Origin of the sequence: Pseudomonas sp. JBR1, from assembly GCF_028198185.1 — a bacterium.
GTDB classification, from domain to species: Bacteria; Pseudomonadota; Gammaproteobacteria; order Pseudomonadales; family Pseudomonadaceae; genus Chryseomonas; species Chryseomonas oryzihabitans_E.
Genome location: NZ_CP116340.1, coordinates 2,346,425 through 2,371,349 on the forward strand (window position 1 = coordinate 2,346,425; position 24,925 = coordinate 2,371,349).

At 65.1% G+C, this 24,925-nt stretch carries 17 protein-coding genes, 2 tRNA genes and 1 rRNA gene; 8 read left to right on the plus strand and 12 right to left on the minus strand.

Features of this window, described 5'->3' with window-relative positions:
• Positions 1 to 183 precede the first annotated feature (183 nt).
• From PJ259_RS10870 to PJ259_RS10885, 4 genes are all read right to left on the minus strand, one after another.
• Positions 184 to 259 (minus strand) — tRNA-Ala (locus tag PJ259_RS10870).
• A 6-nt stretch (positions 260 to 265) separates the two neighbouring features.
• Positions 266 to 342 (minus strand) — tRNA-Ile (locus PJ259_RS10875).
• 97 nt (positions 343 to 439) lie between these two features.
• A 16S ribosomal RNA gene (locus PJ259_RS10880) occupies positions 440 to 1,976 on the minus strand.
• Positions 1,977 to 2,484: 508 nt separating this feature from the next.
• A complete protein-coding gene (locus PJ259_RS10885) occupies positions 2,485 to 2,868 on the minus strand; it encodes a hypothetical protein (RefSeq protein ID WP_059315924.1) in 384 nt (127 codons plus the stop codon).
• 189 nt (positions 2,869 to 3,057) lie between these two features.
• Between PJ259_RS10885 and PJ259_RS10890 the strand changes: the two genes are divergently transcribed.
• The 7 genes from PJ259_RS10890 to copD all read left to right on the plus strand — a co-directional run bounded on the left by PJ259_RS10890 (position 3,058) and on the right by copD (position 9,927).
• Entirely contained in the window at positions 3,058 to 3,855 is a 798-nt protein-coding gene (locus PJ259_RS10890) for an outer membrane protein OmpK (protein ID WP_271655751.1), read from the plus strand.
• A gap of 121 nt (positions 3,856 to 3,976) precedes the next feature.
• A complete protein-coding gene (locus PJ259_RS10895; protein ID WP_271655752.1) occupies positions 3,977 to 4,633 on the plus strand; it encodes a TetR/AcrR family transcriptional regulator in 657 nt (218 codons plus the stop codon).
• Positions 4,630 to 5,214: an IMPACT family protein gene (locus PJ259_RS10900; RefSeq protein WP_271655753.1), complete on the plus strand. Its 585-nt coding sequence runs from the start codon at positions 4,630 to 4,632 to the stop codon at positions 5,212 to 5,214. Before PJ259_RS10895 ends, PJ259_RS10900 begins: the two co-directional genes overlap by 4 nt.
• Positions 5,215 to 5,409: 195 nt before the next feature.
• Positions 5,410 to 6,621, plus strand: a complete 1,212-nt coding sequence (locus PJ259_RS10905) for an ammonium transporter (RefSeq protein WP_271655754.1) — start codon at positions 5,410 to 5,412, stop codon at positions 6,619 to 6,621.
• 211 nt (positions 6,622 to 6,832) lie between these two features.
• Positions 6,833 to 8,623 carry a SulP family inorganic anion transporter gene (locus PJ259_RS10910; RefSeq protein WP_271655755.1) on the plus strand — a complete coding sequence of 597 codons (1,791 nt, stop codon included), beginning with the start codon at positions 6,833 to 6,835 and terminating at the stop codon, positions 8,621 to 8,623.
• 33 nt (positions 8,624 to 8,656) lie between these two features.
• On the plus strand, positions 8,657 to 9,028 hold the full coding sequence (gene copC / locus PJ259_RS10915; protein ID WP_271655756.1) for a copper homeostasis periplasmic binding protein CopC: 372 nt from the start codon (positions 8,657 to 8,659) through the stop codon (positions 9,026 to 9,028).
• A gap of 2 nt (positions 9,029 to 9,030) precedes the next feature.
• Positions 9,031 to 9,927, plus strand: a complete 897-nt coding sequence (copD, locus tag PJ259_RS10920; RefSeq protein WP_271655757.1) for a copper homeostasis membrane protein CopD — start codon at positions 9,031 to 9,033, stop codon at positions 9,925 to 9,927.
• A gap of 37 nt (positions 9,928 to 9,964) precedes the next feature.
• Here the strand turns inward: copD and PJ259_RS10925 are convergent, their stop codons facing one another.
• The 4 genes from PJ259_RS10925 to PJ259_RS10940 form a co-directional block, all read right to left on the minus strand.
• Entirely contained in the window at positions 9,965 to 10,570 is a 606-nt protein-coding gene (locus tag PJ259_RS10925; protein WP_271655758.1) for an outer membrane protein, read from the minus strand.
• Between the two features lie 161 nt (positions 10,571 to 10,731).
• Entirely contained in the window at positions 10,732 to 11,742 is a 1,011-nt protein-coding gene (locus tag PJ259_RS10930) for a class 1 fructose-bisphosphatase (RefSeq protein ID WP_059315932.1), read from the minus strand.
• Between the two features lie 164 nt (positions 11,743 to 11,906).
• The gene (glgX, locus tag PJ259_RS10935; protein WP_271655759.1) at positions 11,907 to 14,003 is read right to left on the minus strand and encodes a glycogen debranching protein GlgX; all 2,097 of its coding nucleotides are present in this window, start codon (positions 14,001 to 14,003) and stop codon (positions 11,907 to 11,909) included.
• A 234-nt stretch (positions 14,004 to 14,237) separates the two neighbouring features.
• On the minus strand, positions 14,238 to 16,679 hold the full coding sequence (locus tag PJ259_RS10940; RefSeq protein ID WP_059315934.1) for a glycogen/starch/alpha-glucan phosphorylase: 2,442 nt from the start codon (positions 16,677 to 16,679) through the stop codon (positions 14,238 to 14,240).
• Positions 16,680 to 16,995: 316 nt separating this feature from the next.
• On the opposite strand from PJ259_RS10940, the gene PJ259_RS10945 reads away from it, so the two are divergent.
• Positions 16,996 to 17,742, plus strand: a complete 747-nt coding sequence (locus PJ259_RS10945) for an SDR family oxidoreductase (RefSeq protein WP_271655760.1) — start codon at positions 16,996 to 16,998, stop codon at positions 17,740 to 17,742.
• A 3-nt stretch (positions 17,743 to 17,745) separates the two neighbouring features.
• Here the strand turns inward: PJ259_RS10945 and PJ259_RS10950 are convergent, their stop codons facing one another.
• The 4 genes from PJ259_RS10950 to ptsP form a co-directional block, all read right to left on the minus strand.
• A complete protein-coding gene (locus PJ259_RS10950; RefSeq protein ID WP_059315936.1) occupies positions 17,746 to 19,101 on the minus strand; it encodes a chloride channel protein in 1,356 nt (451 codons plus the stop codon).
• Positions 19,102 to 19,174: 73 nt separating this feature from the next.
• Complete coding sequence (locus PJ259_RS10955) at positions 19,175 to 20,932, minus strand: PTS fructose-like transporter subunit IIB (protein ID WP_271655761.1); 1,758 nt, start codon at positions 20,930 to 20,932, stop codon at positions 19,175 to 19,177.
• A complete protein-coding gene (gene pfkB / locus PJ259_RS10960) occupies positions 20,929 to 21,897 on the minus strand; it encodes a 1-phosphofructokinase (RefSeq protein ID WP_271655762.1) in 969 nt (322 codons plus the stop codon). Before pfkB ends, PJ259_RS10955 begins: the two co-directional genes overlap by 4 nt.
• On the minus strand, positions 21,894 to 24,776 hold the full coding sequence (ptsP, locus tag PJ259_RS10965) for a phosphoenolpyruvate--protein phosphotransferase (protein ID WP_271655763.1): 2,883 nt from the start codon (positions 24,774 to 24,776) through the stop codon (positions 21,894 to 21,896). The genes pfkB and ptsP overlap by 4 nt, the downstream gene beginning before the upstream one ends.
• Between the last annotated feature and the right edge of the window lie 149 nt (positions 24,777 to 24,925).

Consider the following 24,925-nt stretch of genomic DNA (forward strand, 5'->3'; position numbering starts at 1 on the left):
TGAGTTCGCAAGATTTTACCTTGACGACACTAACTGCCAGTGAAAACAGTTAATGCAGTCTACTTCTATCACTTTCCCAATTTTTTAAAGAACAGTTCTGATCAAAGACCAGAAGTCAGGATTCGCTTTAGCGAACACTCACTTCTGAGCTTTTCAAGCAATTGCGTTAGCGGTAGGTGGAGATGGTGGAGCCAAGGAGGATCGAACTCCTGACCTCCTGCGTGCAAGGCAGGCGCTCTCCCAGCTGAGCTATGGCCCCATCGATTGGTGGGTCTGGGCAGATTCGAACTGCCGACCTCACCCTTATCAGGGGTGCGCTCTAACCAACTGAGCTACAGACCCAATCGTCTTACCTTGAGTCTAACTAACTCAATTGCTCTTCTATCAGTGAATCAAGCAATTCGTGTGGGTGCTTGCCAGCAAGCTGACATCTTTCGATTAAGGAGGTGATCCAGCCGCAGGTTCCCCTACGGCTACCTTGTTACGACTTCACCCCAGTCATGAATCACTCCGTGGTAACCGTCCTCCCGAAGGTTAGACTAGCTACTTCTGGAGCAACCCACTCCCATGGTGTGACGGGCGGTGTGTACAAGGCCCGGGAACGTATTCACCGTGACGTTCTGATTCACGATTACTAGCGATTCCGACTTCACGCAGTCGAGTTGCAGACTGCGATCCGGACTACGATCGGTTTTATGGGATTAGCTCCACCTCGCGGCTTGGCAACCCTTTGTACCGACCATTGTAGCACGTGTGTAGCCCTGGCCGTAAGGGCCATGATGACTTGACGTCATCCCCACCTTCCTCCGGTTTGTCACCGGCAGTCTCCTTAGAGTGCCCACCATAACGTGCTGGTAACTAAGGACAAGGGTTGCGCTCGTTACGGGACTTAACCCAACATCTCACGACACGAGCTGACGACAGCCATGCAGCACCTGTGTCTGAGTTCCCGAAGGCACCAATCCATCTCTGGAAAGTTCTCAGCATGTCAAGGCCAGGTAAGGTTCTTCGCGTTGCTTCGAATTAAACCACATGCTCCACCGCTTGTGCGGGCCCCCGTCAATTCATTTGAGTTTTAACCTTGCGGCCGTACTCCCCAGGCGGTCAACTTAATGCGTTAGCTGCGCCACTAAGATCTCAAGGATCCCAACGGCTAGTTGACATCGTTTACGGCGTGGACTACCAGGGTATCTAATCCTGTTTGCTCCCCACGCTTTCGCACCTCAGTGTCAGTGTTAGTCCAGGTAGTCGCCTTCGCCACTGGTGTTCCTTCCAATATCTACGCATTTCACCGCTACACTGGAAATTCCACTACCCTCTACCACACTCTAGCCAGACAGTTTTGGATGCAGTTCCCAGGTTGAGCCCGGGGATTTCACATCCAACTTATCAAGCCACCTACGCGCGCTTTACGCCCAGTAATTCCGATTAACGCTTGCACCCTTCGTATTACCGCGGCTGCTGGCACGAAGTTAGCCGGTGCTTATTCTGTTGGTAACGTCAAAACTCACAGGTATTCGCTATGAGCCCTTCCTCCCAACTTAAAGTGCTTTACGACCCGAGGGCCTTCTTCACACACGCGGCATGGCTGGATCAGGCTTTCGCCCATTGTCCAATATTCCCCACTGCTGCCTCCCGTAGGAGTCTGGACCGTGTCTCAGTTCCAGTGTGACTGATCATCCTCTCAGACCAGTTACGGATCGTCGCCTTGGTAGGCCGTTACCCTACCAACTAGCTAATCCGACCTAGGCTCATCTAATAGCGTGAGGTCCGAAGATCCCCCACTTTCTCCCGTAGGACGTATGCGGTATTAGCGTTCCTTTCGAAACGTTGTCCCCCACTACTAGGCAGATTCCTAGGCATTACTCACCCGTCCGCCGCTGAATCAGAGAGCAAGCTCCCTTCATCCGCTCGACTTGCATGTGTTAGGCCTGCCGCCAGCGTTCAATCTGAGCCATGATCAAACTCTTCAGTTAAGTAGACTGATCGGGTTTTGAGAAAACCCTAAACTTGGCTCAGCAATCGCAAAAAACTCATGAATTCACGAGTTACTTGTGTTGCTGATAATCTTGCGACATCAGACTTATCTCACAAGCACCCACACGAATTGCTTGATTCAACTTGTTAAAGAGCAGTGGTTGCGACCGTGTCGCTAACCGAGGCGCGCATTCTACGCTAGCCTCACATCCTGTCAAGCGTTGATTTGAACTTTTTCGTTTCAACTCAACCACTTGCGCTTGCCTGACTGGTTCAACCAATCTCGGCAGCGGGAGGCGAATCCTACAGCATCCTGAGACGCTGTCAACCCCTCCGTTTCACTCTGTTATCGCCCGGAGGCGTTAACCTAGCGGCGAGGACTCCGTAGACCCCTCGCCCGACTCAGACCTAAGTGCTTGATTTTCAAGCCGCTTCAGCATCTGCGCCGGAAGTGGGGCGCATTATAGGCGAGTTTCAGAGGGCGTCAACAGCTAATTTCAAACTATTTCAATACAGGGGCATGGGTGCCAGGTAATAGCCACCCTCGGTGGCCACGATGCGGTACTGCTTGATCTCACCAGGCGCCAGCAAGATGGACTGGGAAGGAGTGGTCGCCATGGGCGCAGCGCAGTAGCCCTGCCCTGCCGACGTCAGACTGACGACGACCTCTCCCGGTGGCAGATTGTAGGAGGCGCTTTGCCCGGGCATCAGCGTTCCCATGAGTCGACCCTGCACTCTCACCCCGACATCACATCCGGAGGCGGAATAGGTATCGCCGCGCGTGATCATGAGGATACCGGGCGCGGCACCACTGGTGGCGGGTGGTACCTGCGCCTGCACCTCAGCCATGCCGAAGAGAAAACCGAGCAGACAACCTGCAACTCGCTTCATATCGTATTCCTGCTGATGAAGCCCAACCTTAACACTCCTGCAGCGCCCTGCTAGCCAGGCGCACCTGGCCAATCCTCTGTCCTTATCGATAAGAGGTCTAGCCAGGACAGGGAAAACTCCTAGAATGCGCGCCCCTGTACGAATCGGTAGCGGATATCGGGATTCGTGTGTGCGCTTTCAGGAGAACGAATGAACAAGAGCTTCACGGCTGCAGCCCTGGCAGGCAGCGTCATCATGAGCAGTCAGGCGATTGCGGCGGATAGTCCATTGCTGTGGCACGGCGAAAGCCTCACCTATCTATATGGCAAGGACTTCAAGGTCGATCCGCGCATCCAGCAGACGGTGACCTTCGAACATGCCAGCGCCTGGACCTGGGGGGACCTTTTCCTGTTCGTCGACAGCATCTGGTTCAACGGGGCCACCAATGCCAATGATGGCCACCACGGCTTCTATGGCGAACTCAGTCCGCGTCTGTCCTTTGGCAAGCTATCGGGCCGGGACCTGTCGCTGGGGCCGATCAGCGATGTGCTGCTGGCCACCACCCTGGAATACGACCAAAACGACGGCTCAGGCGCTGGACGGGATCAGCGCAACTATCTCGTGGGCCCAGGCTTCGACCTGAAGGTACCCGGCTTCGACTATTTTCAGCTGAACTTCTACTACCGCAAGCCCGATGGCGGCAGCGCGCCTTCCGGTGCCTGGCAGGTGACGCCGGTGTGGGCCTATACCCTTCCCGTTGGAAACTCGGATGTGCTCATCGACGGCTATGTGGACTGGGTGATCAACAACAAAGGCAGTTATCACGCCAACCTGCACGTCAATCCGCAGATCAAGTATGACCTGGGCAAGGCGCTGGGCTATGGCGCCAAGCACCTCTATGTGGGTACCGAATACGATTACTGGTCGGACAAGTACGGCATCAAGGACAGCCAGGCCTTCCATACCGACCAGAGCGTCTTCAGTTTTCTGGTCAAATACCAGTTCTGATCCAGGCGGGATGGCGGATCCGCCCAGGACGCCCCGCACGCTCTGACCCGGGACGACTTGTGTCGCGGGTCGGGGGTGCGCTATTGATGCCCGTCCGTGCCTTCAGACCTTGCAGTGGCCAATGACCCTACTCGTACCCGCGCACCATGCTGGCCAGGACAAGCCGGCCGGACGCATCCGGCAGAAGAATGAGGAGGCGATCCTGAGCGCGGCGGAGGAGGAATTCGCCCGCCATGGCTTCAGGGGCACCAGCATGAACACCATCGCGCAACGTGTCGGGCTGCCCAAGGCCAATCTCCATTACTACTTCACCAACAAGCTCGGCCTCTATATGGCGGTGCTGGGCAATATCCTCGAGCTCTGGGACAGCACCTTCAACCACCTGACCGTCGATGACGATCCGGCCGAGGCCCTGAGCCGTTATATTCGCGCCAAGCTGGAATTCTCGCGACGCCAACCGCTGGCCTCGCGGATCTTCGCCATGGAGATCATCGGCGGTGGCCACTGCCTGTACGAGTATTTCGATCAGGACTACCAGACCTGGTTTCGCAGCCGGGCGGCAGTGTTCGAGGCCTGGATCGCCGCCGGCAAGCTAGATCCGGTGGATCCGGTCCATCTGATCTTTATGCTGTGGAGTAGCACCCAGCACTATGCCGACTTCGCCAGTCAGATCTGTCAGGTGACGGGGCACGCGCGCCTGACCCGACGGGATTTCGACGAGGCGGCCCAGACCCTCACCCATATCATCCTCAAGGGACTGGGTCTCAAGGCACCATGACTTTTACCCTGACTCAGGACGCCTCTTTCGAAGAAGAGGTACGCAAGAGCCGTTTCCTCGCCCTCGCCGCCCCAGTCGCGACTGCGGAAGCGGCCATGGCCTTCATCGAGCGCGTGAGCGTGCCGACCGCGACCCACAACTGCTGGGCCTGGAGGCTCGGCAATCAATACCGTTTCAATGACGATGGCGAACCCGGAGGTACGGCTGGCCGGCCCATTCTGGCCGCCATCGAAGGGCAGGATTGCGACCAGGTGGTAGTGGTGGTCATCCGCTGGTACGGCGGCATCAAGCTGGGTACCGGCGGCCTGGTACGGGCCTATGGCGGTTGCGCCGCCCGCTGTCTACAGCAGGCGGACAAGCAGCCGCTAGTGGTGCGGCAGGACTATGGCTTTGCCTGCACCTATGCGGAATGGCCGCTGATCAAGGCGCGCCTGGCGGGCCTGGCGGTGCTGGTGCTCGAAGAGGATTACCAGGCGCTGGAGATCGCCCTGCGGATTGCGGTGGAGCCACAGCGTCGGGATGAAGTGGCGACGCTGCTGACCAATCTGAGCAGCGGTCGTATCGTCCTGCGCTCGCTCTAGCGGCACGACCTTTGCTGTCTGCTGGTGCACGCCCTTCCGTTTCGCACCGCCCCGGCGCATCCCTGCGCCAAATCCACGTTGCGTTTCGCCTGGCGGCAAGACTGAACCTGCCGAGAGCTGCCACGCGCCCCAAAAGCGCGCACCAAGCAGCCGCCAGGCATGTTTTTGGTGCAACCCTTTCAGACGACTGCCCTGATGAACGAATTGCCTTCTGCCGTGGCGACCCTGGTCCACAGTGCCAATACCCTCTTCCTCCTGCTCGGCGCCGTGATGGTGCTGGCCATGCACGCCGGCTTCGCCTTTCTCGAAGCCGGTACCGTGCGGCACAAGAACCAGGTGAATGCCCTGTCCAAGATCCTCGCCGACTTCGCCATTTCCACCCTGGTGTACTTCTTCGTCGGCTACTGGATCGCCTATGGCGTGACCTTCTTCGCTCCGGCCCAGGTGCTGACCGCCGACAGTGGCTATGGACTGGTGAAGTTCTTTTTCCTGGCGACCTTCGCCGCGGCCATTCCGGCGATCATCTCCGGCGGCATCGCCGAGCGGGCGCGCTTCGTGCCACAGCTGTGCGCCACCGCGCTGATCGTGGCCTTCGTCTATCCCTGCTTCGAGGGCCTGATGTGGAACAACAACCTGAGGCTGCAAGACCACTTCGAGAGGCTGTTCGGCGCACGTTTCCATGACTTCGCCGGCTCCGTGGTGGTGCATGCGGTGGGTGGCTGGCTGGCGCTGGCCGCGGTGATGTTGCTGGGCCCGCGCCAGGGCCGCTATCGCGAAGGCCGACTGGTGGCCTTTCCGCCTTCGAACATTCCCTTCCTGGCGCTGGGTTCCTGGATCCTGATCGTCGGCTGGTTCGGCTTCAACGTGATGAGCGCCCAGAGCCTGGCGGGCGTCAGCGGTCTGGTGGCGCTGAACTCGCTGATGGCCATGGTCGGCGGGACGGCTGCCGCCCTGCTGCTGGGACGCAATGACCCTGGCTTCCTGCACAACGGCCCTCTGGCCGGGCTGGTCGCCATCTGTGCCGGTTCCGATCTGATGCACCCCATCGCCGCGCTGGGGACCGGCCTGGTCGCGGGAGCCCTGTTCGTCTGGGCCTTTACCGCAGTGCAGACACGCTGGAAGCTGGACGACGTCCTGGGGGTCTGGCCGCTGCACGGCCTCTGCGGTGCCTGGGGCGGCATCGCCTGCGGCCTGTTCGGCCAGACCGCGCTTGGAGGTCTGGGCGGTGTGAGCCTGCTGGCGCAGCTGGCCGGCACCGCGCTGGGTATTACCGTTGCCCTGCTTGGTGGCCTGGCGGTGTACGGGCTGCTCAAGGCCGTGCTGGGACTGCGCCTGAGTCAGGAAGAGGAATACCAGGGCGCCGACCTGTCGATCCATCGGATCGCCGCCAACAGCCACGACGGCTAGTCGCTCAGGTTACCCACAGGGACCGTGTACAGTGATGTGGATAACCCGTGCATGAAGTCACGAGAACGCCACAGAGACCGGGCTGGCGGCGACTGGTGAAGAAATGAACACGCTACCGATGTCGTGGGGGCAACCGGAGACGGCGGGACTCAGGTAGCCCACTGGCAACCGGAATCGGTAGAGTGGGCGACCCTTATCCCAGGAGCGCTCCATGCCCGCCCTTTCGACCCTGCTGCCCTGGCTCCGTGAGGTGGACCGCACCACCCTGAAGGCGGATCTGGGTGCGGGTCTGCTGGGGGCGGTCCTGGCACTGCCCCAGGGCGTCGCCTTTGCCACCCTGGCCGGACTGCCACCGCAATATGGCGTCTATGGCGCTGTGGTGCCCTGCATCGTTGCTGCCCTGGCGGGCTCCAGTCGCCATGTGGTGACCGGGCCAACCAATGCCAACTCCCTGGCCCTGCTGGCGGCGCTGTCGCCACTGGCGCTAGCCGGCTCTGGCCCCTATATCGATCTCGCCCTCGCGGTGACCCTGCTGGTCGGTCTCCTGCAATTGACCGTGGGCGCCCTGCGGCTCGGCGCGGTGGCCAACTTCATCTCACCCTCGGTGCTGCTTGGCTTCATGAGTGGTGCCGCCGTGCTTATCGGGCTCTATTCGCTCAAGGACCTGTTCGGGCTGTCGCCGCCGCTGGGCACCTCGGCTTTCGGCGTGCTCGGTTACGTGCTCGCTCATCCCCTGGCGATCCATTGGCCCTCACTGATGATCGGTGTGGTGACCCTGGTCGCCACCCTGCTGCTGCGCCGGCTGCGCCCGCGCTGGCCGACCATGCTGCTGGGCCTGCTGGCCGGCTGCCTGAGCGCCTGGGTGCTGGAGCGCAGCGTGCCGGGTGCGGCCCAGGGGATCGCCACGGTCGGCCGCATTCCTTCGGCGCTGCCGCCCTTTCATCTGCCCAACGTCACCCTGCAGGACCTGGGCAATCTTTCCGGGATCGCCGTGGCCCTGACGCTGGTGGCACTGGGGCAGTCGCTGTCGATCGCCAAAGCGGTGGCCCAGCGCTCCGGGCAGCGGCTGGACGTCAATCGTGAATTCCGTGGCCAGGGCCTGGCCAACCTGGTGGGCGGCTGCTTTTCGGCCTATGTCTCCTGCGGCTCGCTGAACCGCTCCATGCCCAATTTCGAAGCCGGCGCCCGCACCCCACTGGCGGCGGTGTTCGCTGCCCTGCTGGTGGTGGCCCTGGTGGCCTTCGGGGGTGCCTTGATCGCCGCCATTCCCCTGGCAGCCATCGCCGCTACCCTGCTACTGGTGGCGCGCGGCCTGCTGGATCTGGGGCGCTGGCGCGAGGTCCTGAGGGTCAGCCGCACCGAGGCCCTGGTCGCGGGAGTGACCTTTCTGGCGACCCTGACCATTGCCCTGGACCGGGCCGTGCTGCTGGGCACCCTGGTCTCCCTGGTGGCCTATCTCTATCGCACTTCGCATCCGGCCATTCGTCCTCTGGTACCGGATCCGCGCACGCCCGAGCGCCGTTTCACCCCGCTGGACGAACTGGGCCAGCCGGCGCAGGAGTGTCCGCAACTCAAGCTGGTGCGGGTGGAGGGCTCGGTATTCTTTGGCGCCGTACCCCATGTCGGGGATCAGTTGGACGGTTTTCGCAGTGCCCAACCCGGCCAGAAGCATGCGTTGTTCATGACCAAGAGCATGAACTTCATCGACCTGGCCGGTAACGACCTGTGGCGCCGCGAGTGGCGCGAGCGCCGGGCCCTGGGCGGCGATCTCTATTTCCACCGTCCTCGTACCCCAGTGCTGCAGCTGTTCGCCAAGACCGGCTTTCTCAAGGAGCTGGGCGAAGGCCATGTCTTCTCGTCCAAGGATCAGGCCTTGCGCAGCATCTATCCACGTCTGGATCCGGAGGTCTGCCGGACCTGCACCGCCCGGACCTTCGTCGAGTGCGCGGCGCGTGCCGCGGAACAGGCTCCAGGCGCGGACGCCGCCCGGACGGACTGCTAAGCTGGCGGTTTCCTTCTGCCGCTGGAGATCTCCATGACCGCTGTCATGCGTCACGCTCGTCGCCTCGCTCTGACCTGCCTGCTGTTGCCGGGGCTGGCCCTGGCCCATGGTCATCTCAAGACCGCCGAGCCTGCACCCGACAGCACCAGCCAAGCGCCGAAACAGTTGAGCCTGAGCTTTTCCGAAGGCATCGAGGCGTCCCTGAGCCAGGTGCAGCTGCAACGTCTGGATGGTCAGGCCAGCACGGCCATCACCACGGGCAAGGTCATTTCCGGCCGCGACGAACGCACCCTGGACGTTCCGCTGGAGGCGCCGCTGGCGCCGGGCCGCTATCAGGTGAAATGGCGCGTACTGGCCAAGGATGGGCACAAGACCCAGGGCGACTACCGCTTCACCGTCCAGTAACGATGGATGGCGGACTGGCAACGCCCGACGCCTGGCGTCCGCTCGCCCGTGCCCTCTTCCTGTTGCCGCTGCTGCTGGCCTGGGGCTATCTGGCGCTAGCGCTCTGGCTCGGTCGCCCTAGACTGCGCACCTGGCTGTTGGAACGCGCGCGAGCCAGCGCCCGTCTGCTGGGGGCGCTGTTGCTCCTCGGGGTACTGAGTCAGCTGCCCTTGCAGGCGGCGCTGGTGGGTGATGGCTGGGGAGATGCCTTCAACCTGCCCTTGTGGCAACTCTACCTGGGCACGGCGGCCGGCCACAGCTGGCGCTGGCAACTGCCTCTGGGCTTGTTGCTGTCTCTGTGGCTGCTAGTGGGGCCATGGGTCCGCGGCAGCCGCTGGCTGTGGGGATTCAATGGCCTGCTGCTGGCCAGTCTGGCCCTGGGTGGCCATGCCGCCGCGACGGCCGGCTGGCTTGGCGGAGTGCATCAGCTGAATCAGGCGCTGCATCTGCTGACCACGGGTCTCTGGTTAGGCAGTCTGCCCGGGGTGCTGCTGTGTCTGCAGCGACCGCCGAGCGCCCTGCGCGATGACGTTCAGCAGCTGCTGCGCAGCTACTCCCTGCCCGGTCAGATCAGCGTGGCGCTGGCGCTGCTCAGCGGTGCCTTCAACAGCCTGTTGATCCTGGGCCCGGATGGCCTGCTGCAGCTGACGCCCTACTCCGGCCTGCTGCTTGGCAAGGTGCTGGTGGTGGCGGCGATGGTTGCCCTGGCCCTGGCCAATCGTTATCTGCTGGTACCCCGCCTGAGGCGGCAGGCGCCTGCCTTGACGCTGTTGCGCCGGGCCACCGCCGCGGAGATCGTTCTGGGCGTGGTCGCCGTGGCGCTGGTGGCAATTTTCTCGGGCCTGGACCCCTACGGCTGAAGAAGACCGGGACGACCGCTGTCGCCCCGGCGGCGCTTTAGAAATAGACGTTCATACCCACATAGATTTCCTTGCTGCTGTCGAGCCGGCTGGAACCGAGCTTGGCGCCGTCCTGGTCGATGTCCGGCTTGGCGTTGCTGCGCAGATAGCGGTAGCCGGCTTCCAGGGAGGTGCGCTCATTGACCTGCTGCAGAATGCCCGCCTGGACGCCGGCCACATAGCCGGTGTCGCTCTCGTGTCCAAAACTGGAGCCGTCCTGGGTGACCCGGGCGATGCCCAGGGTGCCACCGCCGAACAGCTTGGTACTGCTGCCCAGGGGGTAGAAGGCATCGTAGCTCCCCGTGAGATCCTGCTGCTTCAGCCTTAGGCCATCGCTGCTGCCGCTCGCCTGGTCGAGGGTGGCGTAGTAGCGACCGGCAGCGTTCTGCTGACCGACGCGCAGCCCCCAGGTGTTGCTGCCATCGATGGCGCCATCGGTGTCAGGGCTGTTCAGGTTGCCATCGAGGGCGTGGCTGTTGCTGAAGTTGTCGTAGCTCTTGCCATAGGTGAGGCCGGCGAAATTCTGGGTATCGGCGGCAAAAACCTGGTGGCTGGCCAGGGCCAGCAGGCCGAAGAGGAAAACACGGGATTTCAGGGCGTTCATGGTGAAAATATCCTCACGCGATTCGAATACAGCCCGACCGGCTGCGCGGCCATCTTTGGCGGACGCGGATTAGCAGCGGATTAAGGGGACTGAATCGGAGCTGAACGGGTGAGGCGACAAGCGAACCGGACCGCCCATTGCAGGCGGCCCGGCAGGAGGGATCAACGCTGACGGTGGTACTCGGTCACGCGCTGGACTTCTTCCTTGGAGCCCATGAACACGGCCACGCGCTGGTGCAGGCCGTCGGGCTGGACGTCGAGGATGCGCTGGTGACCGTTGGTGGCGGCACCACCGGCCTGCTCGACCAGCATGGACATGGGGTTGGCCTCGTACATCAGGCGCAGCTTGCCGGGCTTCTCCGGCTCACGGGCATCGCGGGGGTACATGAAGATGCCGCCGCGGGTAAGGATGCGATGGACGTCGGCCACCATGGAGGCGATCCAGCGCATGTTGTAGTTCTTGCCCAGGGGGCCTTCCTTGCCAGCCAGCAGCTCGTCCACGTAGCGCTTGACCGGGGCTTCCCAGTGACGCTGGTTGGACATGTTGATGGCGAATTCGGCGGTGGACTCGGGAATGGTGATGTCTTCGTGGGTCAGGACGAAGCTGCCCAGCTCGCGATCCAGGGTGAAGCCCTTGACGCCGTCGCCCAGGGTCAGCACCAGCATGGTCTGGGGACCGTAGATGGCGTAGCCGGCAGCGACCTGCTCGGTACCCTTTTGCATGAAGGCTTCTTCGGTCACATCACCGGTGGTGCTGCTGACGAAGTCCTTGCGCAGGATGGAGAAGATGGTGCCGACGGAAACGTTGACGTCGATGTTGGACGAGCCGTCCAGCGGGTCGAACATCAGCAGGTAGGCGCCCTTGGGGTAGTGACCGGGGATCTGGTGAACCTGGTCCATTTCCTCGGAGGCCATGCCGGCCAGGGTGCCGCCCCACTCGTTGGCTTCCAGCAGAATCTCGTTGGACAGCACGTCCAGCTTCTTCTGCACCTCGCCCTGGACGTTCTCGGTGCCCATGCTGCCGAGCACGCCACCCAGCGCCCCCTTGGACACCTCGTAGCTGATGCGCTTGCACGCCCGTGCCACGACTTCGATGAGGAAGCGCAGGTCGGCCGGGGTCTTGTGGCTGCGGGTCTGCTCGATGAGGTAACGACTGAGGGATATCCGGGACATCGCGGTGCTCCTTGTAATGATGGGCGCGAGTGTAGCGCCAAAGCTCAAGCTCCGTCTCAAGCAGAGCGGACCGACAGGCCGGGTCTGCCAGCCAGTGCCGATTTGCTGCTTCCTCGACCAGGTGAGAAAGCGATCAGCGCTGACGACCGACCGGGAACGGGCGCCTAGGGCGCGTCCGGGGTCTCCACGGCCAGCAGTACGCCTCGGCCAACACGGAGGTTTTCGGCGCTGGGATAGACTGCCGAGTCCGGTTCCAGTTCAGGCCGACGGCTGTCCAGCTGTATCACCCAGTGATGTCCGTCACGTGACGGGGGCAGACGCAGCTCGATCTCCTCCTGGCGCGGCTGGAAGGCCAGCCAGATTCGCGCCGACTCGGGCTGATCCTCGCCATCGAGGGATTCCAGGGTGAGCGCAAGCGGCAAGCGGCCCCCGGCTTGCCAGCGACCGTCATCCATCGACACGCCATCGGCATCGAGCCATTCGATCCTCACCCAACCACGGGAATCAGGGCGGCCCAGCAGCCGCTGTGCCTGCAAGGCCGGCAATTCCTGGCGTAGCGCCATGAGGCGGCCGACGAAGGCGCTCTGCCGTTGCCCGGCGGGGCTGGCGGCCTGCCGCCAATCCAGCCAGGACAGTTCGTTGTCCTGCACGTAGGCGTTGTTGTTGCCCTGCTGGGTACGACCGAATTCGTCGCCAGCGGTGAGCATGGGTTCACCCCCGGCGAGGATCAGGGTCGCCAGCAGGGCGCGCTGATCGGCGGCACGGGCCTCTTGGATGGCGGGATCGTCGCTCGGGCCCTCCGCGCCGTTGTTCCAGCTCTTGTTGTCGGTGGTGCCGTCGCGATTGTCTTCGCCGTTGGCGTCGTTGTGCTTTTCGGCGTAGCTGACCAGGTCGGCCAGGGTGAAGCCGTCGTGGGCGGTGATGAAGTTGACGCTGGTGCGCAGTGGGCGATCGCCCGTGCCGAACAGATCGGCACTGCCGGCCAGACGGGTCGCCAGGGCACCGCGCAGGCCTTCGTCGCCGCGCCAGAAACGGCGGACGTCATCACGAAAGGCGTCGTTCCACTCCTGCCAGGGCGCGCGGAAGGCACCGACCTGATGACCACCGGGGCCGATGTCCCAGGGCTCGGCCACCAGTCGCACCTGGCGCAGGACCGGATCCTGGGCCAGCGCCTGGAGCAGTGGTGCGTCACGATCGAAACCGCTTTCCAGGCGACCCAGCGCCGGTGCCAGGTCGAAGCGGAAGCCGTCAACGCCGGCGGCGGTGACCCAGTGGCGCAGGCTGTCCAGGGTCAGGCGCAGCGCCGGCGGGCTGTAGAGTGCCAGGCAGTTGCCGCAACCCATGTCGTTGATATAGCGGGCCGGATCGTCTGGCTGCAGGCGGTAGTAGCCGGCGTTGTCCAGGCCACGGAGGTTGAAGGTCGGGCCCAGTTCATCCCCTTCGCCGGTATGGTTGAAGACCACGTCGAGCAGCACCTCGAAGCCGGCCGCCTGCAGGGTGGCCACGGTCTCGCGCAATTCGCCCAGGGCATCGCGCCCGGCCAGGCGAGGATCGACGGCGGCCATGACCACCGGGTTGTAGCCCCAGTAATTGGCCAGCCCAAGGGCCGGCAGGTGACGGTCGTCGGCCCAGGCGGCGATGGGCAGCAGTTCCAGGGTGGTGACGCCGAGACGCTGCCAATGCTCGATCAGCGCAGGATGCCGCAACGCCGCCAGGGTCCCACGCTGACGGGTCGGAACCTTGGGATGCAGCCGGGTCTGACCGCGGACGTGCAGCTCGTAGATCAGCCCGGCGTCGCGACGCTTGGGTGCGGGCGTCAGGGCGTCGAGCGAAGGCAGGACGATGGCCTTGGGGACATGGGCGCCGCTGTCGCGCTCGTCCGGGCGGTTGGGGTCTTCGGGGTGGAAGCCATAGGTACTGGGGTGCAGCTGGAACGGCCGGTCCACCGCCAGGGCCCAGGGATCCACCAGCAATTTTTGGGCATTGAATCTGAGCCCATCCTGGGGCCGATAGGCGCCCTGGGCGCGCAAGCCGTACCTCAGGCCTGGCTTGGCGCCAGGTAGAAAACCATGCCAGACGCCGCCCTCATGTTCGCGAAAGGCCAGGCGCTGGGTCTCGGCCTCACCCTTGGCATCGTAGAGGCAGAGTTCGACGGCTTCGGCGGCAGGGGACCAGACGGCGAAGTTGATCCCGCCGTCGACGACGGTGGCACCGTAATGGGCGGGATTGCCCGCTTCGAGGCGGGTGAAGGTACGGGGCATGGGGGCTCCAGATGAACGCTTGCGAGGCGGAGGCTGCAAGGATGTAGACGTCGTGGAAGGCGGGGGTTCTCAACCGGGGGTAGTTGATCGCGGCCATGGCCGGCCCCCGTAGGTTGGGTTGAGCGTAGCGAAGCCCAACGTCGCCTCGGGGAGCGGCAATGTTGGGCTTCGACGATGGAGCCGTCTCAACCCAACCTACGGTCTATCGCCGCCATGGCCGCGAAACGTACTCGGCTACAACGCCCTCCAGATCTCCGTGGCGTATTCGCGGATGGTACGGTCCGACGAGAACCAGCCCATGCTGGCGGTGTTGATCACCGCCGATTGCCACCACTTGTCCGGCTGCTGCCAGCGGGTTTCGACCTGGCGTTGGGCATCCCAGTAGGCGTCGAAGTCGGCGCAGACCAGGAAGCGGTCGTGCCAGGTCAGGACGTCCAGCAGGCTGTTGTAGCGCGCCGGCTCCTCGGGCGAGAACTGCCCGGCGCGCAGCCCTGCCAGTACCTGGGCAAGCCGGGGCGAATTCTCGATGATGTCCGAGGAGATGCCACCACTGCGTTGGCGCTCCTCCACCTCGGCTGCCTTGAGGCCGAAGATGAACATGTGCTCCTCACCGATCAGCTCGCACATCTCCACGTTGGCGCCGTCCAGGGTGCCGATGGTGAGGGCGCCATTGAGGCCGAACTTCATGTTGCTGGTGCCGGAGGCTTCCATGCCGGCAGTGGAAATCTGCTCGGACAGATCCGCCGCCGGGATGATGACCTCGGCGAGGCTGACGTTGTAGTTGGGCAGGAAGACCACCTTGAGCAGGTCGCGGGTCAGGGGATCGTTGTTGACCACCTTGGCCACGTCGTTGGCCAGCTTGATGATCAGCTTGGCCTGGTGATAGCTGGCCGCAGCCTTGCCAGCGAAGATCTTCACCCGCGGCGTCCAGTCGCCATTGGGGTTGTCGCGGATTGCCTGGTAGAGGGCAATGGTCTGCAGCAGATTCATCAGCTGCCGCTTGTACTCGTGGATACGCTTGATCTGGACGTCGAACAGCGCGCCGGGATCGAGATCGATCTCCATCCGCTGCTTCACCAGACCGACGAAGGTGTCCTTGTTGCGCTGGCGCTGCAGGGCGAAACGCTCGCGGAAGTTGCTGTCGTTGGCATAGGGCTTGAGGTGCGGCAGGGTCTTTTCGGGGTCGTGCAGCACGCCCTGACCGAGGGTATCCACCAGGAGGTCGGTGAGCGCCGGATTGGCCTGGTGCAGCCAGCGGCGGAAGGTGATGCCGTTGGTCTTGTTGTTGATGCGATCCGGATAGAGCCGGTGCAAGGAGCGGAAAACCGTCTTGCGCATCAGGTCGGTATGCAGCCCGGACACGCCGTTGATGCTGTGGGAGCCGAGGAAGGCCAGATTGCCCATGCGTATCCGGCGGCCCTGGCTTTCGTCGATCAGGGAGACATAGGAGATCATGGCGCCATCCGTCTCGCCGCGGGCGCGCAGGGAGTCAAGGAACTGGGCGTTGATCAGGTAGATGATCTGCATGTGCCGCGGCAGCAGACGCTCCATCAGCTGCACCGGCCAGGTCTCCAGCGCCTCGGGCAGGAGGGTATGGTTGGTGTAGCTGAGGGTGCCGACGGTGGTGCTCCAGGCGGCGTCCCAGGGAATGCCGTGGACGTCCACCAGCAGCCGCATCAGCTCAGCCACGGCGATGGCCGGGTGCGTGTCGTTGAGCTGGATGGACACGTGCTCGGGCAGGCTGAGCAGGTCGTTGTGCTGCTTGAGATGGCGGCGGGTCAGGTCGGCGAGGGAGGCGGCGACGAAGAAGTACTCCTGGCGCAGGCGCAGCTCCTGGCCGGCTTCGCTGCTGTCAGCCGGATAGAGCACCCGCGAGATGCTCTCGGCGCGGGCCTCGTTGGCCACGGCACCGACGTGGTCGCCAGCGTTGAAGGTTTCCAGGTGGAGGATCTCCAGCGGCCGCGCACGCCAGAGTCTCAGGGTATTTGCGCCCTCCCCGCCCCAGCCGATCACCGGGGTGTCATAGGCCACCGCACGGATGCGCTCGCCGGGCGTCCACACCTGGCGCCGCGGATCGCCTTCGCCATAGGGGGCGACATGGCCGCCAAAGCCGATCTCGTACACCACCTCGGCGCGTTCGAATTCCCAGGGGTTGCCGAAATCCAGCCAGTTTTCCGGTTGCTCCAGCTGGAAGCCATCGGCGATCACCTGGCGGAACAGGCCGTGCTCGTAGCGAATGCCGTAGCCATGGCTGGCGATGCCCAGGGTGGCCATGCTCTCCATGAAGCAGGCGGCCAGGCGACCCAGGCCGCCGTTGCCCAGGGCGGCGTCCGGCTCCAGCCCGCGGATACGCTCCAGGTCGACACCCAGGTCGGCCAGGGCGCGGCGGGTCTCTTCGAGGATGCCGAGGTTGGACAGGCTGTCGATCAGCAACCGACCGATGAGGAATTCTAGGGAGAGGTAGTAGACCCGCTTCTGGCCGGTGCGATAGGCGTCGCGGGTGCGACTCATCCAGCGATCGACGATGTAGTCGCGGGCCGCCAGGGCGGTGGCCTGGAACCAGTCGTGGTCGAGGGCGTTGTCGGGGTCCTTGCCGACGGCATAGGTGAGCTTGGAGAGGATGTTGGTACGGAGCGCGGAAACTTCGTTGGGCGAGATGAAGCGGGGTCTTGTCATCAGGATTGACCTCTGCAAGCGCTTGAGCTTTGTCTGAAAAGTACCTGCGCATCGGTGACGCTGCGTTAAAAATCAACTCAGAATGCTCATTTACCGCTCGTAAACTGCGCTTCTTCGCTGATTTTTGCCTTGCCTCACCTTCACTCGGTGACTTTTCAGACAAGCCTGGGAATCAGATCTCGAAGTGGCCGCGGATAATGCGGCGCGTGCCGTTCGCCTTACTTTTAGGCGAAACGAAGGGGACGTCCAAGCTTTTTTCGACCCATCAGACGGTTAGACGTTACCCCTCTCCTCTCTCTAGACCGAGGTTTCCATCATGCGCAAGACCCTGCTCATCACCGGTGCGAGTCGCGGTATCGGCCGTGCCACGGCCATTGGCGCCGCCGCTCGCGGCTGGAATGTCGCCTTCAACTATCGTCAGGATGAGGCCGCGGCCCAGGCCACCCTGGCCGAGATCGAAGCCCAGGGTGCGGAAGGGTTGGCCTTGCGTGCCGACGTCGCCGATGAAGCCGAGGTGGTGGCACTGTTCGAGCACACGGTGGCGCGCTTTGGCGGGCTGGACGGCTTCGTCAACAACGCCGGTATCGTCGACCGCTCGCAGCCGCTGGTGGAGATGAGCGCCGAGCGGTTGCGGCGGATGTTCGAGGTCAACGTCTATGGCGCCTTTCTCTGCGCCCGCGAGGCGGCCCGCCACCTATCCCGCGAACGGGGCGGTCGCGGTGGCGCCATCGTCAACGTCTCGTCCATCGCCGCGCGCCTGGGCTCGCCCAACGAATATGTCGACTACGCCGCCAGCAAGGCGGCGCTGGATACCCTGACCCTTGGCCTGGCCAAGGAGCTCGGGCCGCACGGGGTGCGCGTCAATGCCGTGCGACCGGGCGTCACCCTCACCGACATCCACGCCAGTGGCGGCCAGCCGGGACGCGCCGAGCGCCTGGGCGTGACTACTCCGCTAGGCCGCGCGGGTGAGGCCGAAGAGATCGCGGCCGGCATCCTCTGGCTGCTGACGGATGAAGCCTCCTACACCACCGGCGCGCTGCTGGACATCGGTGGTGGGCGCTAGGGCCTAGTTCCGCCGGGGCGTGAGGGCATTGAGCACCTGCTGCGACAGCGCATGGTAAAGCGGCACCGGCATCAGCCAGCCGGAAACGGCAGCGGCCAGCAGGCAGGCCGCCAGCACCGGCAACGCCATGTCCGGGCTATGGGCCAGCTCCAGGGTGATGACGGTGGCGGTCAGCGGCGTGCGGGTGACGCCGGCGAGATAGGCGGCCACCCCCAGCAGGGCGCATTGCGCCAGGCTGATACCGGGCAGCCAGTCGACCAGCCAGGGCCCCAGGGCCGCACCGACCGCTAGCGAGGGCGAGAACAGGCCACCCGGCACCCCGGCCAGATAGGAAACGACGTTGGCGAGGAATTTCCATAGCAGGAAGTCGCCCCCGGTCACGGGTTCGCCGGCCAGGATGGCATGGGTCTCGGCATAGCCGGTACCGAACACATGCTGACCGGAGATCAGCCCCAGGGCCGCCAACACCAGCCCGCAGCCTGCGGCGAAGGCGACCGGGCGTCGACCACGCAGGGCGTTGAGGCGACCGAGCCAGCCCTGGTCGGTGGGCAGCACCAGGCGACCGTAGCAGCCACCCAGCAGTCCACCGACGACCCCGATGACGGCTACCCCGATCCAGCCCAGGCCCCAGGTCAGGCGCAGATCCAGGGCGCCGAGGTAGCTGTAGGGGCCGACGATACCCAGGGTGACGATGCCGCCGAGCAGTACGGCGGTGAGCACCAGGCCGCTGAAACGCTGCTCGAAGGTGTGAGTCAGCTCCTCGATGGCGAAGACCACCCCGCCCAGGGGCGTGTTGAAGGCCGCGGCGATTCCGGCGGCGCCGCCGGCGAGGATCAGTCCGGACAGGGTTCTGCGCCCGTGCAACCCGAGGCGCTTGCCGAAGCCATAGAGCAGGGCCGCGCCGACATGCACGGTGGGCCCTTCACGCCCCACCGAGCCGCCCACCAGCAGGGCACCGGCGGTAAGCAGCAGCTTGGCGAGGGCGATGGGCGGCGCCAGCAGGCGCGCACGCAGGTCCGCTTCGGGTCGTTCGAGGGTGGCGATGACCTGGGGAATGCCGCTGCCGCGGGCATCGCGCAGCGCGCCTTGCGTCAGCCAGACCAGCAGCGCAAAACCCAGGGGTGTCACCAACCAGGGCCAGATCGCACTGTGCTGCAACATCTTCTGAAAGAGGCCGAAGGAGGCATCGGCCAGCCAGGCGAAGGCCAGACCGGCCAGACCCACCAGCACCGCGCCGACCCAGAAGGCGATGCGCTGGCGCCACTGGCGCAGCCGACGCCGTCGGCGATGGCGCAGCAGATGCAACCGACGCCGGGCGGCGACTTCGGGATCGGTATCGGGAAAGACGGGATCGGACATGGAAACGAGGGCACCAGGAGGCGGAAGCCTCCCAGTGTAACCTCTTGTTACCGCGGTATTACCAGCGCCTGGATCAGGCGGCGGGCACCAGCTCCGTTGCCGCTTCGTTGCGCTTGAGCACCGCGTAGATGACGCCGGTCACCAGACTGCCGGCGGCGATGGCGCCCAGGTACAGCCAGGCATGGCTGATGGCATTGGGGATCAGCAGCACGAAGAGGCCGCCGTGCGGCGCCATCAGCTTGCAGTTGAACAGCATCACCAGGGCACCGGTAAGGGCCCCGCCGATCACGCTGGCCGGGATCACCCGCAGTGGGTCCTTGGCGGCGAAAGGAATCGCGCCTTCGGAGATGAAGCACAGGCCCAGCACCGAGGCCGCCTTGCCCGCCTCGCGCTCGCTCTGGGCGAACTTGTGCCGCGCCAGCAGGGTGGCGATACCCATGCCGATGGGCGGCACCATGCCGGCGGCCATGGTGGCGGCCATCGGCCCGTAGGTCTTGGACGCCAGCAGGCCGACAGTGAAGGCATAGGCCGCCTTGTTGATCGGGCCACCGAAGTCGATGCACATCATGGCGCCGAGGATCAGGCCGAGCAGCACGGCGTTGCTGGTGCCCAGGTTGTTGAGGAAGTCGGTGAGACGACTCAGGGCGCCGGCCACCGGGGTGCCGACCAGATAGATCATCACCAGGCCGACGATGAGGCTGGCGAACAGCGGGATGATCAGGATCGGCTTGAGCGCCTCGACGCTGGCGGGCAGGCGAACGTGCTGGGCGATGGCCTTGGCCACGTAGCCGGCCAGGAAGCCGGCGATGATGCCGCCAATGAAGCCGCTGCCCAGACTGGCCGCCAGCCAGCCGCCGATCATGCCGGGTGCAAGCCCCGGGCGGTCGGCGATGGAATAGGCGATGTAGCCGGCCAGTACCGGCACCATCAGCTTGAAGGCCGAGTCACCACCGATCTGCATCAGGGCCGCCGCCAGGGTGCCCTGCTCCTTGAAGGCCTCGATACCGAAGACGAAGGACAGCGCGATCAGCAGACCGCCCGCCACCACCATCGGCAACATGTAGGACACCCCGGTGAGCAGGTGCTTGTAGACACCCGCACTCTCTTTCTTCGCGGGCTTGGCGCCCTCGCCCGCTGCCGTCGCGGCGCTGCCGGCCAGGGTCTCGCCTTCGGCCAGGGCCTTCTTGATGGTCGCCTCGGGTTGCTTGAGCGCCACACCAGTCCCACAGCGATAGACGCGCTTGCCGGCGAAGCGCTCGACGTTGACCTCGATGTCGGTGGCCAGCAGCACCACGTCGGCCTCGCGGATGGCCTCGGCCGGCAGCGGATTGCGCGCCCCCACCGAGCCCTGGGTTTCCAGATGCAGGCGATAACCAAGCTTCTTGGCCGCGTTCTGCAGCGCCTCGGCGGCCATGAAGGTATGGGCGACCCCGGTCGGGCAGGCGGTGATGGCCACCAGCCGTGGCGTCTCGCTGGCAGTGGCCGACGCGCTCGGCGCAGCGCCAGTGGCGGCCGGTGCCTGCTCCAGCACCTTGGCTTCGCTGGTGGCACGTTGCAGGAAGGCATCGACGTCGCGCAGGGCCTCTGCCGGGGCGGCGCGGTAGACACGCTTGCCGACGAAGCGCGACAGATCGACTGCGCCGGTGTGGACCACCACCACCAGTTCGGCGCGGGCCACCTGGTCGTCGGTCAGCAGGGTGGCCTCGGGGCCGTCATGGATCTCGACACTGGTGGTCCAGCCGCGGCGCTGGGCGGCGGCGTCCAGCAGACGTGCGCTGAGCACGCTGGTGACCATGCCGGTCGGGCAGGTCGTGACGATAGCGATGTTCATGGGGTTACCCCTGATTCTTGTTCTAACGGAAAGTCGGGAAGGACACGCACCTGCACCTGCTCTTCAAAGATGGCGAGTTGCGCGGGATCGTTAATGCCGAAGCCGATCTGGGTGACCGCCAGGGCCGCGATGGCGGTGGCCGTGGTCAGGGTGCGTTCGGGCGACTGGCCGGTGAGCAGGCCGTGCAGCATGCCGGCCAGCAGGGAATCCCCTGCGCCAACGGTGCTGGCCACGGTGACGGTGGGCGGCTGCGCCTCCAGGGTCTGGGCGCCATACCAGCGCACGCCGTCGGCACCCTGGGAGATCACCAGGTGCTCGATGCCCAGGGCGCGCAGCTGTTCGACCAGCAGCGCCTGCTCGGTAGCGGTCTCGGCCGGGGCACCACAGGCTTCGGCCAGCTCTTCGGTATTAGGCTTGATCAGCCAGGGGCCGGCGGCCAGGGCGGCACGCAAGGCGGCGCCACTGGTATCCAGCGCCACCGGCAGGCCCAGCGACTTGAGGCGCCCGACCAGGGCGGCCAGCCACTCGGGGGTCACCCCGCGCGGCAGGCTGCCCGCCAGCACCACGGCGTCATGGCCGGGGGCCAGGCGATCCAGGGTTTCCAGCAATTCCTGCTGGGCGGCAGCGGACACCTCCGGGCCAGGCCCGTTGATGTCGGTGATGCGGCCAGCCGCCTCGGCCAGCTTGAGGTTGCTGCGGGTCTCGCCGGGCACCCGGACAAAGGCGTCGGTGAAGCCGCGACGGGCGAACAGGGCCTCGAAGGCCGACGCGTTGTCGGCGCCGAGAAAGCCGCTCACCGTCAGTTCGTGGCCAAGATCGGCCAGCACCTGGGCGACATTGATGCCCTTGCCGGCGGCATGGACGATCACCGCCTCGCTGCGATTCACCGCGCCAGGCTTGAGCGCCGGCAACTGCACGGTGAGGTCCAGCGCCGGGTTGAGGGTCAGGGTGAGGATGCGGCTCATCGCAGGGCCTCCACGCTTTGCCGGACTTCGTCGGCGGTGGCCAGCTCCAGGGCTCGCGCAGCGCAGGACTGCACCAGGCGCAGTTCCAGTTCGCGCACCCGGGCCTTGACCAGCGGCACACTACGCGCCGAGACCGACAGCTCGTCCACGCCCAGGCCGACCAGGACCGGCACCGCCAGAGGATCGGCCGCCAGCTCGCCACAGACACCCACCCACTTGCCATGGGCATGGGCGGCGCGCACCGTCATGTCGATCAGGCGCAGTACGCTGGGGTGCAGGCCATCGGCCTCGCCGGACAGCAGCGGATGGCCACGGTCGATGGCCAGGGTGTACTGGGTGAGGTCGTTGGTGCCGACGCTGAAGAAGTCCACTTCCGGGGCCAAGACCGGCGCCAGCAGCGCGGCCGAGGGCACCTCGATCATGATGCCGACCTGCAGATCGGTGGTGGGGATCTCCTGGCGCAGGCGGTCGAGCACGTCGCGCGCCTGGCGCCACTCCTCCACCCGCCCGATCATGGGGAACATGATCCGCAGCGGCCGACCATCGGCGGCCTTGAGCAGGGCGCGCAGCTGGGTTTCCAGCAGTTCCGGGCGGCGCAGGGTCAGGCGGATGCCGCGAATGCCGAGGAAGGGATTCTCTTCCGGCGGCAACGGCAGATAGGGCAGCGGCTTGTCGCCGCCGACGTCCAGGGTACGGACCACCAGCGGCTTGCCGGCGAGACCATCCAGCGCGCGGCGGTATTCCTGCTCCTGGGTCGCCTCATCGGGCGCAGCGTCATGGCTCATGAACACCAGCTCGGTACGCAGCAGGCCGACGGCTTCGGCGCCCTGCTCCACTGCGGCGGCGGCCTGGGCGGTGTCGCCCAGGTTCACGGCGATCTCGACCTGATGGCCGTCGCGGGTGGTGGCGCTTTCGAAACGGCGGGCCTCGGCGGCGCGACGGCGCTCGGCCTGGACCTCGCGCTCACGCTGCACGGCCTCGATACGACTGGCATCCGGAGCGATTTCCAGGGTGCCCTTGTCGCCATCCAGCAGCAGCACGCTGCGTGGCGCCAGATCCAGCACGCGGCGCCCAGCGCCGACGATGGCCGGAATGCCCAGGGCGCGGGCGACGATGGCGCTGTGGGAGCTGGCGCCGCCGCGGGCGGTGAGGATGCCGCAGACGCGCTCGCGATCCAGTCGGGCGACATCACCAGGGCCAACCTCGTCCATCACCAGCACATAGGGTTCTTCGGGTTCGCGGGCGGATTCGACGCCACACAGCTGGGCCAGCACCCGGCGACCAACGTCGCGCAGATCGGCGGCGCGTTCGGCGAGCAGCCGATCGTGCAAAGCCTCCTGCTGGCTGGCCGCCGCTTCGATCTGGGCATCCCAGGCAGCCGCGGCGCTGGCGTTGGCCTTGAGCCGGGCCGTGATGCCCTGCTGCAGGTCCGGGTCTTCCAGCATCTCCAGGTGGGTCAGGAAGATCTCGCGCAGGGCACTGGCCTCGCTGCGTGCGATAAGCGCTTCAATATCGGTGCGCACCACGGCCAGGGCGGTATCCAGCCGCTGCCGTTCGGCGGCGGCGCCTTCCCCGGTGGTGGGATAGTCGAATTGCTGGGGCGCCACCACATGGGCTGGCCCCACGGCCAGGCCCGGTGCGGCGGCCACCGCCTGGGCGTGATCGCCCGGGGCCAGCGGCAGTTGTTCGGAGGGGTCCACCAGGCTGATGGCGGTGACCCGGGAGGCAGCGGCCGTTGCCGGGGCGCTGGCGGTGACCGGCTCGACCTCTTCGCCAAGACCAGCCTGCACCGCGCCGATCAGATCGTTGAGCGCGGCTTCGGCCGGGGTACCGGGTTCGACCAGGAATTCCAGGGTCTGGCCGCGCCGAGCGCCCAGGGCCAGCAGGCGCGACAGGCTCTTGGCCGAAACCGGGGCGCCCGCGTCGACGCGCACGCGGATCTCGCCGTCATAGGCCTTGGCCAGCCGCGCCAGCTCCTTGGCCGGACGGGCATGCAGGCCATGGGCGTTGGCCAGCACCACCTGGGCGCTGGGCCAGTCGGGGGCCACTTCGCCCCCCAGAGCCTGGAGCACGGCACGACGCGAGGTGGCCTGGGCCAGTTCCTGACCACGGCCGGCGACGAGCAGATCGCAGAGACGTTCGAGCAGTGCGCGATGGCCCTCGCCGAGGCTGGCCAGGCAGAACAGGCCACGCACCGGCTGGTCCTCGAGTTGCAGGGTCTGGAGCGGGGTGACGAACGCCAGACCGGGACGCTTCACGGCGGTTTCGCTGTTCAGCCACCAGAGGCCATCGCCCAGGGGCAGCGGCTGGCTGGCCTGCAACGCACCGGCAAAACCGGCGCCCACGCATTCCATGTGCTTGAGCATGCGCGCACCCTGCCAGGCCAGGTCTTCCAGGTCCTCGGCGTCGATGGCCAGCTGGACCAGTTCTTCGTCCAGCGCCAGCGCCTGAGGCGCGCCCTGCAGCAGATCGAGGATCTGCTGGGGCTCGCGGGCATCGCGCAAGGCCTGTTGCAGGTCGCTTTCGCCCAGGGCGCGGGTCAGCAGCTGCAGGATGCGCAGGTGTTCGTCGGATTTGGCGGCGATGGCGATGGCGAGGTAGGTCAATTGACCGTCGCCCCAGTCCACCCCGTGCGGAAACTGCATCATCCGTACGCCGGTGACATGCACCTGGTCGCGGGTCTGAGGCGTACCGTGGGGAATGGCGATACCCTGGCCGAGGTAGGTGGAGCCCTGGGCCTCGCGGGCCTTGAGCCCCTCGAGATAACCCGGGGCGACCAGGCCATCGGCCACCAGGGACTCGGCGAGCATGGCCAGGGCGGTCGCCTTGTCCGGCGCCTGCTGGGCCATGCGGATATGCTGGGCATTGAGTTCGAACATGGAAGGATACCTCCGGCGCCGCGCGCCCGATCCTGGCGCCGTGCCTTTCTTGTAATAGATGCTTGCCGGCTCGCTCAGCCCTGCAATCGCGTCGGGAGAGGCGTGGCAGGGCCCTTGGCAGATTCGTGCCAGCCCTCGGACAACAGAAA